The organism is Kocuria sp. ChxB (assembly GCF_044359605.1).
GTDB lineage: Bacteria > Actinomycetota > Actinomycetes > Actinomycetales > Micrococcaceae > Kocuria > Kocuria rhizophila.
This window is the reverse complement of record NZ_CP121123.1, coordinates 1,513,406-1,529,949: the sequence shown is the minus strand read 5'-3', so window position 1 is coordinate 1,529,949 and position 16,544 is coordinate 1,513,406. Positions and strand designations below refer to the sequence as shown.

The window sequence follows — 16,544 nt, the reverse complement described above, 5'->3', positions numbered from 1 at the left end:
TCGGCCGCACGGCCAGTGTCCCGTGCGAGGTGAGCCGCCCGCGCGTTCGTGAGATTCTGGGGGCATGGCTTCAAAGATCGAGGACTACGCCCTGCTGTCCAACATGCGCAGCGGGCCGCTGGTCTCCCGGCACGGGTCGGTGGACTGGTGGTGCGTGCCGCGCTTCGACTCCCCGGCACTGTTCGCGGCTTTGTTGGGCACCCCGGACCACGGACGCTGGCTGCTCGCGCCGTACTGCGCGGTGGACGACGACGCCGCGGTGGACATGTCCCTGCCCGGTGTGATCGCGGTGGAGCGCTTCTACGCGGAGAACACGTTCGTGCTGCACACGGTGTGGTCCACGGACACCGGCACGGTGCGCGTCACGGACTTCATGCCGCTCAACGCCCGCACCGAGCTGATCCGCCGGGTGGAGGGCCTCACGGGTGAGGTGGAGATGTTCCAGGACCTCCGGCTGCGCTTCAACTACGGCTCGTCCGTGCCGTGGCTGAGCCGCTTCGACGTGCTCGAGGACGAGTCGGAGGACGCCGAGGCCGAGTCCGTGCTGGTGGGCATGGCCGGTCCGGACTCCGTGGTCTTCCACGGCGATCCGCTGCCGGAGGCGGATCCGGACAAGACCAAGCGCCGCCACGCGGGTTCGTTCACGGTGGCGGCCGGTCAGACCCGGGACTTCACGCTCACGTGGTTCCCGTCCCACGGCGTGCCCCCGGAGGCGGTGGACGTGAACGAGACGCTGACGGCCACCGTGAACCTGTGGCAGGAGTGGACAGAGCGCTACGAGCCCTACGACCCCCTCACGGATCCCGCGGCCATGAACCACACGGACCCGGACGAGCAGCCGCCCGCGCTGCACGCCTCCGGTGCGGGCGCCGGGGACCTCGACACCTCCGAGCGCCCCTCGGCACGGGACGTGGGTCGTCACGGGGACCGCCCCCACCACGAGGGCGCCGCCCTGGGCGGGTTCACGCTCACGGCCACGGACGACGAGCCCGCGGACCTCGTCCGGCGCAGCCTGTTGGTGGTGCGCGGACTGATGCACCAGGCCACGGGCGGGCTGATCGGTGCCCCTACCACGTCCCTGCCGGAGGTCGTGGGCGCGGAGCGCAACTGGGACCACCGGCTCTCGTGGCCCCGGGATGCCGCGTCCGCGCTGGAGGTCATGCTGGACCACGGCCACGACCGTGAGGCCGCCCAGCTGCGCAACTGGCTGCTGCGCGCGGTGGCCGGGGACGTCAACAACCCCTCGAACATCTACACGCTGGACGGCTCCCCCCAGATTCGCGAGCGCCTGGTGGACCTGCCGGGCTACGAGCGCTCGCGGCCCGTCCGTGACGGCAACTCCTCCGGCAGCCACTACCAGTCGGACGTGGCCGGGCACGTGCTGCGCGTGTTCGAGATGCTGCGCCGGCGCGGTGTGCAGGAGGACCACCTCTCGTGGCCGCTGCAGCAGGCGCTGCTGCGCGCCGTGGTGGCCAACTACGAGGAGAAGGACCAGGGCATCTGGGAGATGCGCGGCGAGCCCCAGTACTACACGCACTCGCGCGTGATGATATGGGCCGCCATGCAGGCGGGTGTGGACGCGGTGCGCATCCACGGCCTGCCCGGTGACGTGGAGACGTGGGAGGAGCACCGGGACCAGCTCGCGCACGAGATCTGGACCAGCGGCTACGACCCCCAGGTGGGATCGTTCGTGCAGTACTACGGCTCCACGGACGTGGACGCCTCCCTGCTGCACCTGCCCATGGTGGGCTTCGTGGCCTACGACGACGAGCGCATGCTCGGCACCGTCCAGCGCATCCGTACCGAGCTCACGGACAGCTCCGGGCTGCTGCACCGCTACCGCAACCTGCCGCAGCTCACGGACCTGGACGACGTCGAGGCGTTCGCGTCCTCGATCGGCCAGGACGGCTTCGCGGGCCAGTCCGCGCCGTCCGTCTCCGCCACGCTGCAGCTCGCCGAGCAGCTCGCGCTGTGCGGGCACACGCAGGACGCGGTGCGCCTCACGGACGTGGCCCTGGGCACCGCCAACGAGCTGGGTCTGCTGCCCTCCACGTACTCGCCCACCCAGCACCGCGCCACGGGCAACTTCCCCCAGGTGGAGGCGCACCTTCGCCTGATCCGCGTGCTCGACATCCTGCAGGCGGAGACCGCCCCGGACGCCTCCTGACGCAACGGGCCACGACGCCGCCCGGGGAGCCGTGCACGGCCGCCGGCAGCCGGGTGCGGGGCGCGCGGGAGGCGGCCGTGCGGCGTCGTCGTGACCCCTGTGCGAGGCGGACGACGGTGCGGGGCGTCATGTGCCGGGTTCGGGGCGGAACCGATTACTGGCGACCCAGAGGCGCACGGTAGCGTGAGCGCACCAGCTACGCCGGGCCCGGTGTGACTCGGCTGGTGGCCGAGGGAGTGCCTCGGCACCGTCGCCGGGCCGAGACCTTGGAGGCGCTGCAATGGCACGCACCGTCAATACCGTGACTGATCCCCACGCCCTCGCCGACTCCGCCGTGGAGCTCGTGCGCACCTGGCTGCAGCGGGCGCAGGAGAATCAGCGCAGGAACAAGCAGAAGAACCCTGCGGAGGACCGTCTGGCCGCCGTGCTCCAGGACCCGAACGGGCTGGAGTTCACGGTGGGCTTCGTGGACCGCGTGATCCGCACGGAGGACACGAAGGCTGCGGCAAAGGCGCTGCAGGACATCACCAAGCTGACCCCGCAGTCCATGTCCGTGGCGGACCGTGCGCAGATCCAGGCGGGCACCGTGCTCTCCGGAGCGCTGCCCTCCGTGGTGGTCCCCGCCGCGCGCACCCGGCTGCGCCAGATGGTGGGCCACATGGTCGTGGACGCCCGCCCCGGGCCGTTCGGCAAGTCCGTGAAGAACATCAAGCAGCAGGGCCACCGGCTCAACATCAACCTCCTGGGCGAGGAGGTGCTGGGCGAGGACGAGGCCAAGAAGCACCTCGCGGACGCCGAGGGCCTGCTGCGCCGCGACGACGTGGACTACGTCTCCCTGAAGGTCTCCTCCGTGGTGCCGCAGCTGTCCCACTGGGGCTTCGAGCGCACCGCCGAGCGCGTGGTGGAGCGGCTGCTGCCGCTGTACGAGACCGCGGCCACCAAGGGCACCGGGAAGATGTTCATCAACCTGGACATGGAGGTCTACTCGGACCTGGAGCTGACCATCGAGGTGTTCAAGCGGCTGCTCGACAAGCCGCAGCTGAAGAACCTCGAGGCCGGCATCGTGGTCCAGGCCTACCTCCCGGACGCGCTCAGCGCCGTGGAGCGGCTCTCCGAGTGGTCCGCGCAGCGCGTGGCGGACGGCGGTGCCCAGATCAAGGTGCGCCTCGTCAAGGGTGCCAACCTGGCCATGGAGAACGTGGACGCCGAGATGCACGGCTGGCCCCTGGCCACCATGGAGTCCAAGCAGGCCACGGACACCAACTACAAGCGCGTGCTGTCCTGGCTGTTCCACCCCGAGCGCATGACGGGCATGCGCCTGGGCGTGGCCGGGCACAACCTGTTCGACATCGCCTTCGCGCACCTGCTCGCGGAGCAGCGCGGCGTCACGGACCGCATCGAGTTCGAGATGCTGCAGGGCATGGCCACCGCGCAGAGCGAGGCCGTGGCCACGGACGTGGGCCAGCTGCTGCTCTACGTGCCGGCCGTGAAGCCCGCGGAGTTCGACGTCGCCGTGTCCTACCTGGTGCGCCGGCTCGAGGAGAACTCCGCGAGCGAGAACTTCATGTCCGGGATCTTCGACCTGGGCCCGGACAACTGGGTGTTCCAGCGTGAGGAGGGTCGCTTCCGCGCCGCCCTCGCGGACCTGGAGGAGAACCCCCAGGTGCCCTCGCCGCGCCGTGTCCAGGACCGCAGCAAGGAGACCGTGGGTGCGGAGCCCACCATCCCGTTGGACGAGCCGTTCCGCAACGAGCCGGACACGGACGTCTCCGTGCCCGCCAACCAGCGCTGGGCCGAGACCCTGGCCGAGAAGATCGGCAGCAGCGAGTGGTACGCCTCCGTGGCCGTGCCCGAGCTGCTGAAGGACATGGACCAGGACTCGGACGAGGCCGTTCAGGCCGTGAACGACGTGGTGGCCACCGCCAAGGTCGCCGGCAAGCGCTGGGCGGACACTCCCGCCCGTGAGCGCGCCGAGATCCTCAACCGCGCCGCGGACATCCTCGCCGCACGCCGCGGCCACCTCATGGCCGTGGCGGGTGCCGAGACCGGCAAGGTGCTGGAGCAGGCGGACCCCGAGGTCTCCGAGGCCGTGGACTTCTGCCGCTACTACGCCCGCCGCGCGCTGGAGCTGGAGTTCGTGGACGGCGGCGACTTCGTGCCGCACGCCGTGACCGTGGTGACCCCGCCGTGGAACTTCCCGCTGGCCATCCCCACGGGCACCACCGTGGCGCCCCTGGCCACCGGCTCGGCCGTGATCCACAAGCCGTCCCCCGAGTCCCGCCGCTGCTCCACCGCGGTGTGCGAGGCGCTGTGGGAGGCCGGTGTGCCGCGCGACGTGCTGCAGCTCGTGGACGCCGTGGAGGGTGAGGCCGGCAAGACGCTGATCTCCCACCCGGACGTGGAGCGCGTGGTGCTCACCGGCGCGTACGAGACCGCGCAGCTGTTCGCCTCGTGGGACCCGGAGCGCCCGCTCACCGCGGAGACCTCCGGCAAGAACTCCCTGGTGATCACCCCCAGTGCGGACCGTGACCAGGCGGTGTGGGACCTCGTCTCCAGCGCCTTCGGCCACGCGGGGCAGAAGTGCTCTGCGGCGTCGCTCGGCATCCTGGTGGGTTCCGTGGCCACGTCCGAGCGGTTCCGCCGCCAGCTCGTGGACGCCGCCTCCTCCATGGTGGTGGACTGGCCCGTGAACCTGCAGGCCACCGTGGGCCCCACCGTGGAGCAGCCCTCGGAGAAGCTCCTGCGCGGGCTCACGCAGCTGGAGCCCGGTGAGGAGTGGCTCATCGAGCCCCAGCAGCTGGACGACTCCGGCCGGCTGTGGCGCCCCGGGATCCGCACGGGCGTGAAGCCCGGGTCCTTCTTCCACCTCACCGAGTGCTTCGGCCCCGTCCTGGGGCTCATGTCCGCGGACAGCCTCGAGGAGGCCGTGGAGCTGCAGAACGCCACGGACTACGGGCTCACCGCGGGCATTCACTCCCTGGACGCGGACGAGATCCTGCGCTGGGTGGACTCCGTGCAGGCCGGCAACCTCTACGTGAACCGCGGGATCACCGGCGCGATCGTGCAGCGCCAGCCGTTCGGCGGGTGGAAGCGCTCCTCCGTGGGTCTCGGTGCGAAGGCCGGTGGCCCCAACTACCTGGCGTCGCTGGGCCGCTGGAAGCGCGCCGCGTTCTCGGACTCCAGCACGGACCGCGGTGCGGCCGGTGCGTGGGTCCTCGATCCGCGCGTGCACCGTGCGCTGGACGCCGTGACCCCGCTGATCTCGGACGAGGACCTCGTGTGGCTGCGCCGCGCCGCGCAGTCGGACCAGTCCGAGTGGCAGCGCGAGTTCGGCCAGGTCAAGGACCCCACCGCCCTGCGCAGCGAGGCCAACCTGTTCCGCTACCGCCCCCGCACCGTGGTGGTGCGCGCCCAGGAGGGGGCGTCCCTCACGGACGTCCTGCGCGTGGGTCTCGCCGCCGTGCGCTCGGGCTCGCAGGTGGTCCTCAGTGCCGCGGACTCGCTGCCCGCAGCCGTGAACGGGCTGTTCGCGACGGTGCTGAACCCGGCGTCCGACGCCGAGTTCGCTCACGCCCTGGGCACCGGTTCCCTGGGCCCGCTGGGTCAGCTCTCGGACCTGCGCGCCCTGGACGACGACGCCCTGGACGTCCGCCACGGCGCTCGCGTCCGCGTGATCTCCCCGTGGGACGGGTCTGAGCAGGATCTCAAGTACCTCTACGCGGTGCGCGCCGAGCACCCGGACATCGCCCTGATCACCGAGGACGTGGTGGGCACCGGGCGCGTGGAGATGATGTACATGCTGGCCGAGCAGGCCGTGTCCATCACCATGCACCGTTTCGGCAACCACAGCCAGTCCATGCAGCGCGTGGTGGACGAGCTGGTGCGCTGACCCGGCGGCGTTGTGCCTGACGCCTGACCGACCACGAGCCGCGCTCCCGGGAGACCGGGGGCGCGGCTCGTGTCATGTCCGGGTGCGGTGGGGCTGCGGGTCAGCAGCCCTGGATCGGGGGCGTCGTCTGAGGAGAGGTTCTGCCCCGGATGTCGCCGAAATCCCTGGCAGAACCTCTCCTCAGACGCGGCGCACGCGACGGCGCACGCTGCGCACGCCCCCGGCGGCGCCCCTCACGCCCCCGTCAGCGCGTCCACGAACACCTTCTGGATGTCCTGCGGTGTGCGCGCCACGTGGGAGGAGCCGCCGGTGGCCTCCGCAATGCAGCGCTGACCGCTCCGTGGGTCTCAGACCCGGTGGGTGTCCCTCCGCTGCTGACCGCGTCGGATCCCGCCGGTCACCATCAGGAGCAGTGCCACCAGCAGCAGCGGCCAGCCGATGAGGCCGCGCCAGGCCAGGTCGGTGAACGTGATCAGCGCCGCCGCCGCGACGGCCAGCAGGACGCCGAGAACGAGGAGCCAGGGGGTTCGGGATGTCGTGGTAGTAGCCATCCCACGACGGTAGGTGCGCCCGGGGAGGCGACACCATGGTCGACCGGCCAATCTTTGCGAGGGTGGCACCATGGATCTATGACGGGATTTCATCATGTCGAAGTGTGGGTGGCTGACCTGGCTCAGGCGCGGTCCGAGTGGGGTTGGCTCCTCGAGGAACTTGGGTTCAGCCAGTCGGGCGAGTGGGTTGAGGGCGAGTCCTGGTCAGCAGGGGGCGCTTATCTCACGCTGACCACCTCGCCGAATCTTTCCGGTGCTGTCCACGACCGTCGAGCCCCGGGCGTGAACCATCTCGCATTCATCGCGGGCCGATCCGCACGCGTGGATGAGATCATGAGAGCTGCCCCCGAGCATGGGTGGCGCCCGCTGTACCAGGAGCGTTATCCCCATGCCGGTGGCTCTGAGCACTATGCTGGCTGGCTGGAGAATTCCGCAGGATTCAAAGCGGAACTTGTGGCTGCGGGGGCTTGATCGCGTCCTGGTCCCATACAAATATCCTTACGCGTCGGATGTGGTGTAGACAACTTCCTCCACATCTCGCCCATCTGTACTCAAAGAGCGCGCAGTGAGCGTCATTCCCACCCGTTCACACAGCAGGCGGGAGGCCCGGTTGTCAGCGTCAGTTCGCGCACTGACTTGGTTAAAACCCCACGCACCGAGGGCTGCGGAGAGAACACCGCCGACAGCTTCGGAGGCCAGGCCCTTTCCTGTATGAGCAGGGTTGAACACGTACCCGATTTCGGCGGTGTCGTCCGCGTCGGTCCACGTCAGCCCGACCTCTCCTATGACTTCCTGAGTGGCGCGGAGCTCGGCCAGAAGTACCAACTCATCGCCGGGCCCCTTCAGGTGCGCAGTGGCATAGACCCGGAGCTCGTCGTCAGTTTTTTGCTGGCTCCATGTTCCTGCGCTCAGGTAACGGGCGACATCTGCTCGGGACCGGTATGCATGGACGGCATCGACATCAGTGGGGCGGGGCTGGCGAAGTAGGAGACGAGGGGTCTCAATCATGTCCGCATGATAGTCCGTGGGGACAAAGCCAATGCACCAAGTGAATACCTGTTCATACATCACTACCCCCCATCAGCAGCGGCACAAACGTACAAGTTGTACGCTTTCGGTATGATGTCCGTGACGCTCTCCCAGTTCCGCAACCAGCAGAGCAACTACATCGCCGCGGCCCAGCGCGAGCCTGTCGAGATCACCTCACGTGGCGCGGGGCGACGCGCCGTCGTGGTCTCGCCCGAGTTCTACGACCGTGCGGTGGCGGCCCTCGAGGACTTGGCCGATGCCCGGGCGGCGGCAGAAGCGCGCGTCGAGCAGGAGCCACGGGTCTCCCACGAGGACCTGCGGCGAGAACTCGGCATCTGAGACCCTCAAGGCCCTGCGCGGCGGATCTAGGCGCCGTCGACTGGTCTACCGCTGGAGGTGTAGACCCGGAGACGTCGGGTAGACAGGGACTGGAAGAAGGTTATTGACGGACCGCTCGCAGCCAAAACCTCTTGCGAGTGAGCTGCACCGGTCCGCCAGCGGCCTCTCGGTGGAGCGCCAGAAGTCGGTCTGCGTAGCGGTCCACTGTGAAGTCATCCGGCGTCTCCCACGGCACCAGTTGCAGGTACGCCACGAGTGCGGCAACGTCTTGGAACTCGTAGGCCCCTACGTGCTCAGCTCCCTCAACGACATGGAATCCAACAGTCTCGAGTTTCCTCCGCATGGCTGCGAGGTTGACATGCGGCAATTCATCGTGATGCCCGAGCCACGCCTTCAGCTCATGCGCTTCGTCGCCACCGACCTGTTGCGTGATGAACTGCCCTTTTTCGACCAGCACCCGTGCGAGCTCACGAGGGGAGAAGGACTCGTGCCGGTTGAGAACAAGGTCAAAGCGATTGTTCGCAAACGGCATGTCAACCGAGTCGACGTCTTCGTCCGGCGCTGTGTATTCAAAGACTTCGACGGCTAGAGGTGCAAGCGCTTCTCGGGCGACTGCCACGTTGGGGGGCCACCCCTCTGTCGCTGTCGTGTCTGGCGGCAGTGCATCTCCAAAGGACCTCAAGAACTCGCCTCCGCCGGTCCCCATGTCGAGGACGCTCGTCGCACCCGCCAACGCTGTCCGGTAAATCGCCACAAGATCCCAAGGCTCGGGCGACTCCGTCATCCGATCAGCTAGATCGGAAAAATCCCACCCCTCTGGCTGCGCACGCTCCTCAGCGCGCCAAGACGCAACCAGCTGTTCCTCAGCCTCTCCCATCTTCCTAAGGTAGGTGATTTCCTTGCAGCGGCTCTGTCTCGGAATGATGTGACGAGCGCCGTCAATTCGGTAGCGTCCCTGGGCCAGCTCAGCGGGATCCGCCACAGTCCCAGTGTCTAAAGCGCGTGAGGTGCAGTTCTGCCTGCGATGTCGCGGAGATCCCCGTCAGAACTGCACCTCAGGCGCTGCGGGCCCGGCGGTCGCTGTGCGAGTCGCCCGGCAAGCGCTGCGCCCTTCACGCACCCGTCAGCGCATCCACGAACACTTTCTGGATGTCCTCCGGTGCCCGGGCGATGTGAGAGGTACCTCCGGTGGTCTCCGCGATCTGCTTCAGGACCTTCGCGTCCGCGTCCTGGGAGATGCCCACGGTGATGATGCGCACCGGGTTCTCGGGGTCCTGCTCCTTCTCCAGCGTGGTGAGCAGCTCGTCCAGTCCCATGGAGCCCGGGTCCTGGTTGATGCCGTCGGTCAGGACGATCACCGTGCGCAGGTGGTCCGGGGCATCGTCGTGCAGCACCTGGCGGTAGGCGGCCAGCGTGGTGTCGTACAGGCCCGTGTACCCCTTGGGCACATAGGTCAGTGACTGGGCGTCCTGGGCGAGCTGATCCCGCTGGGTGGCGCCGTCCACCGGGGCGGACAGTTCCCTCACGGGGGCCAGGGAGCGGTGGTCCTTGACCCCGTCCAGGTGGCGCGCGAACGTCCACAGTCCCAGCGCGTCGTGCTCCGGGAACAGGCCCACGGCCGTGGAGGCCGCGGCCTTGGTGAGGTCCATCCGCGTGGCGCCGTCCGGCAGCGCCGGGGTGCTCATGGAACCTGACGTGTCGATGGCCACCAGGGCGTGGAACGGCTCCGCCAGGTGCTCCCACTCGCCCAGAGCCTGCGTCAGGGCGGCGTCGTCCGCGGTGGGTGCCTCGGAGGCGGGGCGGTCGCCCGGGGTGCTCGCCACGAGCGTCGTGTCCGCGTGCTGGGCGCGGAAGTCGTCCCACTCGCTGCGCGTGACCACGGTGGCCGCGGGGTGTTCCGCTCCCGCGGCGTAGGCGGGCGCGCTCGGGTCCGCGGGCGCCGGGGTGCTCGGGGCGGGGTTCGCCGCGACCTGGTCCAGGCGCTGCGTCGCGTTCTGGACGGGTGCGGCATCTCCCTCGGTGCGGGCGCGCCGCTTCATGGCCTGCTCGGTGGCCGCGCGGTCCGCCTGTCCGTCCTGCACCTCGCCCAGTGCGCGCGAAATCAGCTCACGCGTCCCGGCGTCCTCACTCGGTGTGCCGAGCTCCACGGCGGGGTCCTGCAGCACCGCGGCCCACGTCCCCGCTCCGGTCTTTGCAGGGCCCACGACGACGGGCTCGCCCCCCTCCGCGCCCGCCGCCCCGGAGGTGCCGCTCGCCTCGGAACCGCCGGAGGCGTCGTCGTCCGAGTCCAGGCGCGAGATGGAGAAGGCCGTGCTGAGGATCAGCACCAGCGCGGCGGCCACGGCGAGCCACAGCAGCGACCTGCTCCGACCTCCCCGTTCGGCGCGGTGCGCGGCGCGGTGCTTGCCTGGCTCGGTCATGTCGGTGTTCCCCCGTCCCGTGGGTCACCCCGGGAGGACGACGTCGAACGGTCACCCCCGGCGCGCCCCCGCACGCGGCAGCCGTGTCAGGACCCCCGTGCCGGGGTGCTGCCACGCCCCGACGTCCCTTCTGGGGACCACCCTACGGTGTCACGGGTCACACGGTGTGGATCCCGGGTCAGCCGAGGCGGGAGAACGGTTCGGCGTACTCGTACGAGCCGCGCGGGCCGCGGTACTCGCCCGGGTCCACGACGACGCCGTCCCCCAGGGGCACCGCCTGGAAGAACTCGCCCCACTCGGGCTCCCCGGTGATTCCGAGCCGTGAGGCCGGGACGAACCCGAAGCGTGAGTAGAACTCCGGGTCGCCCAGCAGCACCAGGAGCGGCTGCCCGGCCTCGGTGGCGCGCTCGACCAGGGCGCTCATGAGCCGTGAACCGACGCCCTCGCCCTGCCGGGCCGGATCCACGGCCACGGGACCGACACCCAGCACGGGCTCGCCCCCGCAGCGGCCCCACGTGGCCATCGCGAAACCCACGAGGTCCGCGCCGTCCTGGGCGGTCAGCGCGAAGCGGGGGTCGTGGGCGGGAGAATTGCGCAGCCAGCCCACCAGCGTTGTCTCGCCGGGGGCGCCGTCCGCCTCCACGGGCGGGGCACTGTGCTCCGCGTCCGTGAAGGCGCGGGCCACGAGGGACCGGACAGCAGCAAAATCGCGGGGGTCTTCCGGACGGACGTCGATGCTCATGCCTTCATTGTCCCCGGTGCAAGATCTGCCGTCCGGCCACCCGGCAAGCCAGGAACGGCGTGTTCACGGACGCGGATCCGCGACCCCGAGGCCTCAGGCGGGGGAGCGGGCTTCCCTCGAAACTGACCGGACGGACCCGCGTCGACTCGCCAAGGACGTGGTCGCTGACGAGTCCCCAGCGCAAGGCGTCTCACGGTGGGGGCTGGGCGTCGCTGAGGGGGCCGGTTCAGCCGAGCACGCCCCGCAGGTACGGCGCGGTGGCGCTGTCCGGGTGCGCGGAGACGTCGTGCGGGGTGCCCGCCGCGACCACCCGGCCGCCGTCGGCTCCCGCGCCGGGGCCCATGTCCACCACGTGGTCCGCCTGCGCGACCATGCGCATGTCCAGCTCGGCCATGACCACGGTGTTGCCCGCGTCCGCGAGCCCCTGCAGGTGGCTCATGAGCCGGTCGCTGTCCGCGGGGTGCAGCCCGGCGGTGGGCTCGTCCAGCACGTAGAGGGTGTCCCCGCGGGAGGCCCGCTGCAGCTCCGAGGCGAGCTTGACCCGCTGGGCCTCACCGCCCGAGAGCTCGGTGGCCGGCTGGCCCAGCCGCAGGTAGCCGAGCCCCACGTCCCGCAGCACGCCCAGGCTGTGGTGGATGGAGTCCTCGCCCTCGAAGAACGCGTGCGCATCGTCCACGCTCATGCCCAGCACGTCCGCCACGGAGCGCTCCCGCCACAGCACCTCCAGGGTGCTCTCCTTGTACCGCGTGCCGTGGCAGTCCGGGCACGGGGCGTACACGCTGGGCAGGAACAGCAGCTCCACCATCACGCTGCCCTCGCCCTCGCACGTGGGGCAGCGTCTGCCCACCACGTTGAACGAGAACCGCCCGGCCCTGTACCCGCGCTTCTTGGCCTCGTCCGTGGCGGCGTAGAGCTTGCGGACGTCGTCGAACAGCCCCGTGTAGGTGGCCACGTTGGAGCGCGGCGTGCGGCCGATCGGCTTCTGGTCGATCACGACGACGCGGCGCACACCCTCCGGCACCGAGGTGACCTTCCCGCGGACGTCCTCGGCGGCGTCGTCGGCCGCCAGCAGGTCCGACTCCGGATCGCCCGTGATCTCCGGGGACCCGCCCGTGCGCTGGCCCAGGCGCTCGCGCACGAGGGCCGGCAGGGCCTGGCTGACCAGGCTGGACTTGCCCGAGCCGGAGATGCCCGTGACGGCGGTGAGGCACCCGGCGGGGAAGCTCACGTCCAGGTCGCGCAGGTTGTTGCGGGTGACCCCTTCTAGGGCCAGCCAGCCCTGCGGCGTGCGCGGCTCGCGGGCGGCGCACGCGGTGGCGTGCTCCGGGAAGAGGTAGCGGCGCGTGGCGGACTCGGGAACGTCCGCGAGGCCCCGGGGATCCCCGCTGTAGAGCACGCGCCCGCCGCGCTCGCCGGCGTCGGGTCCGATGTCCACGAGCCAGTCCGCCTCCTGGATCACCGTGAGCGAGTGCTCCACGATGAACAGGCTGTTGCCGCGGTCCTTGAGCCCGTGCAGGATCCCGATCAGCGCGTCCAGGTCACGAGGGTGCAGACCCGCGGAGGGCTCGTCCAGCACGTACGCCACCCCGAAGAGCTGGGAGGACAGCTGCGTGGCCAGGCGCAGCCGCTGCCGCTCACCCCCGGAGAGCGTGGGCGTGGTGCGGTCCAGGGAGAGGTAGCCCAGGCCCAGGTCGATCATGGGCTGCAGCCGCGCCACGAGGTCCGCGGCCAGGCGCTGAGCGGCGGCACGCTTCTCCACGGAGAGGTTCGGTGTGCGGCGGACGTCCGGAGCGGCGTCGTGCGAGGCCCCTCCCTGTTCCACCCGGGCGGCGGTGGAGGCCGCGCGGGACTCGGCGTCCAGCACGTGGTCCGGCAGGTGGCCGGCCTCGCTCGGGGTCCAGCCCTCCGCGGCCACGGTGCGCGCGATCTCCGCGAGGTGCGCGAGCGGCAGGTGCGAGAACTCGGCGATGTCCAGGCCCTCGAACGTGACCGACAGCGCCTCCTTCGTGATCTTCTTGCCGTGGCACTCGGAGCACAGCTCGCTGGTGAGGTACTGGGCCGCGCGCTTCTTGGTGCTGGGGCTCTTGGCGTTGGCGAACGTGTCCAGCACGTAGCGGCGGGCACCGATGAACGTGCCCTGGTAGGTGGGCTCCACACCCTCCTGCTGGGCCTTGCGCGTCTGGTTGGGACTCAGCCCGCGGTACACACCCACCGTGGGGCGCTCCTCGGTGTAGAGGATCCAGTCGCGGTCCTTCTGCGGGAGGTCCTTCCAGGGGGTGTCCACGTCGTAGCCCAGGGACACCAGGATGTCCCGCTGGTTCTGTCCCGCCCACGCCACGGGCCAGGAGGCGACGGCGCGCTCGCGGATGGTCAGGGACGGGTCAGGGACCATGGTGCGCTCGGTGACCTCGTACACCCGCCCGATGCCGTGGCACGTGGGGCACGCGCCCTGCACGGTGTTCGCGGAGAAGTCCTCCGCGTAGAGCATCCCCTGCCCCGGCGGGTACCACCCGGCGCGCGAGTACAGCATCCGCACCAGGCTGGACAGCGTGGTCACGGTGGCCACGTCCGAGCGCGCACCACCCCCGCCCCGCTGCTGCTGGAGGGCGACGGCGGGTGGCAGCCCCTCGATCACGTCCACGTCCGGGACGCCCGCCTGGTCGATGAGCCGCCGCGCGTACGGCGCCACGGACTCCAGGTAGCGCCGCTGCGACTCCGCGAACAGGGTGCCGAACGCGAGCGACGACTTCCCCGAGCCGGACACCCCCGTGAACACCACGATGGCGTCCCGGGGCAGGTCCAGGGAGACGTCCCGAAGGTTGTTCTGGCGCGCGCCGCGCACCACCACGCCGTGCTGCCAGGGTGCGGTGCCGTTCTGCTCAGTAGTCACCCGGGCCACGCTACCGCCGCGTGCTCCCGGTCGACGCCGCCAGGAGCTGCTGTCAGAGCAGGATCACCAGCAGCACCATGATCGCCACGATCACCGCGAACGTAATGGCCCAGTTGCGGGCAACGCTGCGGTTCTCGTTCCGCGTCTCCTCGCTGTTCGGGTCGCGCGGAGCGTGGCGCTCGCTGCCCACCCCGTAGTACAGCTCGTTGGTCGACGGCTGGCGCGGGGGAACCGGCGGGCCGTAGCCGTCGGGCGAGCCGGCGGAACCGGGCGCGCGGGCGGCGTCGTACCCGTCCTGGGGCTCGTGGCGGGAGTCAGGGTGGCCCGGGGCGCTGCCCGGATCCCAGGTCTCCCGCGCCGCGCCCGCGCCGGGGCCCGCGATCGAGTCGCGTACGGGCACGCCCTCACCGGGGTAGCGCCCGCTGGGCTGGGCAGGCTCGTCCAGTTCGTCGTCGTCCAGCATCTCGGAGGCAGGGATGCCGGTGGTCGTGACCGCGGGGCCCTGGGACAGCACGGGATCCTGCGGGGACGGGCGGGAACCGGACGCGGGCGACGACGCCGCCGCGCGACCCTGTGCACTGTCCGCCGCCGCGCGCAGCACCTCGGAGAACCGGGCCAGGGGACCCTTCTGCGCGCGCCCTGCACCGTGGGCGACCTGGTCGGCGCGGTCCGCGACGGAACGTAGCACCGCGGCGTCGGACAGTCCGAGGTCCCGTGCCGCCATGGCGAGTTCCAGGGGTGGCCGCGAGGGGTCCGCGGTGGTGGCCCACTCCAGCAGACCGGTGCGGACGGGGGAGGACAGCGACTCCCGCAGGGCGGGCCGCAGTGCCGGGACGTCCGCCAGTGCGAGCAGCTCGAGCGGCGGGGTGCTCCCGTAGCCGTGGGCCGCCTGGTCCAGCGGGCCGCGGTGGCCGAAGAGGGCAGCGAGCATGGCGGCCGCAGCGTACCGGTCCTCCACGGTGCCCGCGTCCGAGGCGCGGCGCATCAGTTCCGCCTGGGCGGGGGAGCCCGCCTGACGGACCGTCTCCAGCAGTGCGGGGTCCGCGCGCACCAGCCGCGCCGGTTCCTGCAGGGCCCGGGCGAGGCCCGGATCCAGTGAGTCACTCATGACGTCCGCCTTTCTCAGTCGTGGGGAAAGCCTACGGGAGGCCGAGGGTGCAGTGCGGGGCTAGGGTGATCGACTGTGACCCACACCCCATCCGCGCCCGCGCGCAAGGCCCCCGGCATCCTGCTGGCGGTGCTCATGGCCGCGATGGCCGCCGGGCCGGTGTTCAACTACGGGGTGGGTGCGCTGAGCGCCACCATCGTGGAGAGCTACGGGATCACCGAGGGGCAGTACGGGTTCATCATCACCGCGGTGTTCGTGATGGCGGGTCTCGCGGCGCCGCTGCTGGGGGTGCTCGCGGACCGCATCGACACCCGCGTGCAGCTCACCCTGATCTTCGGGGGCGTGCTGGCGGCGTTCCTGCTCAGCGCCGCGTGGCAGTCCTACGCCGTGCTGCTGGTCGCGGCCCTGATCGCCGGGCTTGCGCAGTCCTTCTCCAACCCGGTGACCAACCGGATCGTCGCGCAGCGTGTCCCGCTGACCCAGCGCTCCGCGTGGATGGGGTGGAAGCAGTCGGGGGTGCAGGTGGGTCTGCTGGTCGCGGGCCTCACGTTCCCCGTGGTGGGCGCGGCGTTCGGCTGGCGGGGTGCCGCGCTGTTCGGTGCGCTGCTGTGCGTTCCCCTGCTCGTCACGGGGTGGAGCGTGGTCACCCGGCTGCAGCGCCGCGCCCGCGAGAGCACCCCGACGACGCCGCCCGCTCCTACCGTCACGGGCCCCGGACGGGAATCCCGGGAACGCACCGTGGGAATCCCCGGGCCGCGCGCGGTGGGCGCGGGAGTCATGGCAGGGAGCGCCGCGGCGTCGTCGGGCGCGCTGCCGCCTGCGGTGTGGCTGCTGACGCTGACGTCCTTCCTCAACGCGGTGGGCACGCAGGGCGTGAACGTGTACGCATCCCTGTTCGCGGTGCGGGCCATGGGGTACACGGTCACGGTGGCCGGGCTGCTGCTGGGCGTGATGGGAGTGATCGGGATCGGAAGCCGGATCGGGTGGGGCCGGGTGACCGGGAGGCTGGGCAGACCTGCACCGCTGATCCAGGTCATGAGCCTGGGCGGGATCGCAGGGCTCGTGCTGCTGGTCCTCGCGGAGACCACGCAGCAGCACTGGCTCATGTGGCTGGGCGTCGCCTTCCACGCCGCTTTGCCCCTGGCGGCGAACGTGGTGATCAACTCGGGCATCGTGGCCGCCGTGCCCAAGGAACGGATCGGGGTGGCGTCCGGACTGGTGGCCACCGGGATGTACCTGGGCTTCGCGCTCGGGCCCGTGGTGGTGGGCCAGCTCGTGGACCTCACAGGGGCGTTCACCGCCGGATGGACCGCGGTGGCCGGGACGTACGTGCTGTGCTTCGTGGCGGCGGTGGTGCTGGGGCGGGTGCAGCGGAGGGGCGCCGCCTGAGTCCCTGGGCGGCGCATACT

Annotated in this window: 12 protein-coding genes; 5 read left to right on the top strand and 7 right to left on the bottom strand. The window is 70.8% G+C overall.

Annotated elements, in window-relative coordinates:
- The first annotated feature begins 64 nt into the window (after positions 1 to 64).
- Positions 65 to 2,167 carry a glycoside hydrolase family 15 protein gene (locus P8S73_RS06730; protein WP_012397206.1) on the top strand — a complete coding sequence of 701 codons (2,103 nt, stop codon included), beginning with the start codon at positions 65 to 67 and terminating at the stop codon, positions 2,165 to 2,167.
- Positions 2,168 to 2,447: 280 nt separating this feature from the next.
- Complete coding sequence (locus P8S73_RS06725; protein ID WP_144802147.1) at positions 2,448 to 6,056, top strand: bifunctional proline dehydrogenase/L-glutamate gamma-semialdehyde dehydrogenase; 3,609 nt, start codon at positions 2,448 to 2,450, stop codon at positions 6,054 to 6,056.
- 347 nt (positions 6,057 to 6,403) lie between these two features.
- On the opposite strand, the gene P8S73_RS06720 is transcribed toward P8S73_RS06725, so the two are convergent.
- A complete protein-coding gene (locus P8S73_RS06720; RefSeq protein WP_039101509.1) occupies positions 6,404 to 6,607 on the bottom strand; it encodes a hypothetical protein in 204 nt (67 codons plus the stop codon).
- A gap of 78 nt (positions 6,608 to 6,685) precedes the next feature.
- On the opposite strand from P8S73_RS06720, the gene P8S73_RS06715 reads away from it, so the two are divergent.
- Positions 6,686 to 7,078: a VOC family protein gene (locus tag P8S73_RS06715; RefSeq protein WP_082019294.1), complete on the top strand. Its 393-nt coding sequence runs from the start codon at positions 6,686 to 6,688 to the stop codon at positions 7,076 to 7,078.
- 27 nt (positions 7,079 to 7,105) lie between these two features.
- On the opposite strand, the gene P8S73_RS06710 is transcribed toward P8S73_RS06715, so the two are convergent.
- Positions 7,106 to 7,615: a GNAT family N-acetyltransferase gene (locus tag P8S73_RS06710; RefSeq protein WP_144802144.1), complete on the bottom strand. Its 510-nt coding sequence runs from the start codon at positions 7,613 to 7,615 to the stop codon at positions 7,106 to 7,108.
- Positions 7,616 to 7,726: 111 nt separating this feature from the next.
- Between P8S73_RS06710 and P8S73_RS06705 the strand changes: the two genes are divergently transcribed.
- The gene (locus P8S73_RS06705; protein WP_039101511.1) at positions 7,727 to 7,975 is read left to right on the top strand and encodes a type II toxin-antitoxin system prevent-host-death family antitoxin; all 249 of its coding nucleotides are present in this window, start codon (positions 7,727 to 7,729) and stop codon (positions 7,973 to 7,975) included.
- A gap of 100 nt (positions 7,976 to 8,075) precedes the next feature.
- Here P8S73_RS06705 and P8S73_RS06700 read toward each other — a convergent pair whose 3' ends face one another.
- The 5 genes from P8S73_RS06700 to P8S73_RS06680 all read right to left on the bottom strand — a co-directional run bounded on the left by P8S73_RS06700 (position 8,076) and on the right by P8S73_RS06680 (position 15,135).
- Complete coding sequence (locus P8S73_RS06700; protein ID WP_223110065.1) at positions 8,076 to 8,957, bottom strand: class I SAM-dependent methyltransferase; 882 nt, start codon at positions 8,955 to 8,957, stop codon at positions 8,076 to 8,078.
- Between the two features lie 130 nt (positions 8,958 to 9,087).
- The gene (locus tag P8S73_RS06695) at positions 9,088 to 10,395 is read right to left on the bottom strand and encodes a VWA domain-containing protein (protein ID WP_059281664.1); all 1,308 of its coding nucleotides are present in this window, start codon (positions 10,393 to 10,395) and stop codon (positions 9,088 to 9,090) included.
- 178 nt (positions 10,396 to 10,573) lie between these two features.
- Positions 10,574 to 11,137, bottom strand: a complete 564-nt coding sequence (locus tag P8S73_RS06690; protein WP_082698390.1) for a GNAT family N-acetyltransferase — start codon at positions 11,135 to 11,137, stop codon at positions 10,574 to 10,576.
- A 226-nt stretch (positions 11,138 to 11,363) separates the two neighbouring features.
- A complete protein-coding gene (locus P8S73_RS06685) occupies positions 11,364 to 14,027 on the bottom strand; it encodes an excinuclease ABC subunit UvrA (RefSeq protein WP_135010804.1) in 2,664 nt (887 codons plus the stop codon).
- A gap of 52 nt (positions 14,028 to 14,079) precedes the next feature.
- Entirely contained in the window at positions 14,080 to 15,135 is a 1,056-nt protein-coding gene (locus P8S73_RS06680; protein WP_059281665.1) for a hypothetical protein, read from the bottom strand.
- A gap of 75 nt (positions 15,136 to 15,210) precedes the next feature.
- On the opposite strand from P8S73_RS06680, the gene P8S73_RS06675 reads away from it, so the two are divergent.
- A complete protein-coding gene (locus tag P8S73_RS06675; RefSeq protein WP_059281666.1) occupies positions 15,211 to 16,524 on the top strand; it encodes an MFS transporter in 1,314 nt (437 codons plus the stop codon).
- Positions 16,525 to 16,544: the final 20 nt, after the last annotated feature.

What these genes read in the sequence shown, in the direction of transcription:
- P8S73_RS06690 (WP_082698390.1), bottom strand. Translation starts at nt 11,137, where the DNA reads ATGAGCATCGACGTCCGTCCGGAAGACCCCCGCGATTTTGCTGCTGTC.
- P8S73_RS06720 (WP_039101509.1), bottom strand. Translation starts at nt 6,607, where the DNA reads ATGGCTACTACCACGACATCCCGAACCCCCTGGCTCCTCGTTCTCGGC.
- P8S73_RS06710 (WP_144802144.1), bottom strand. Translation starts at nt 7,615, where the DNA reads ATGATTGAGACCCCTCGTCTCCTACTTCGCCAGCCCCGCCCCACTGAT.
- P8S73_RS06695 (WP_059281664.1), bottom strand. Translation starts at nt 10,395, where the DNA reads ATGACCGAGCCAGGCAAGCACCGCGCCGCGCACCGCGCCGAACGGGGA.
- P8S73_RS06730 (WP_012397206.1), top strand. Translation starts at nt 65, where the DNA reads ATGGCTTCAAAGATCGAGGACTACGCCCTGCTGTCCAACATGCGCAGC.
- P8S73_RS06725 (WP_144802147.1), top strand. Translation starts at nt 2,448, where the DNA reads ATGGCACGCACCGTCAATACCGTGACTGATCCCCACGCCCTCGCCGAC.
- P8S73_RS06715 (WP_082019294.1), top strand. Translation starts at nt 6,686, where the DNA reads ATGACGGGATTTCATCATGTCGAAGTGTGGGTGGCTGACCTGGCTCAG.
- P8S73_RS06705 (WP_039101511.1), top strand. Translation starts at nt 7,727, where the DNA reads ATGATGTCCGTGACGCTCTCCCAGTTCCGCAACCAGCAGAGCAACTAC.
- P8S73_RS06680 (WP_059281665.1), bottom strand. Translation starts at nt 15,135, where the DNA reads ATGAGTGACTCACTGGATCCGGGCCTCGCCCGGGCCCTGCAGGAACCG.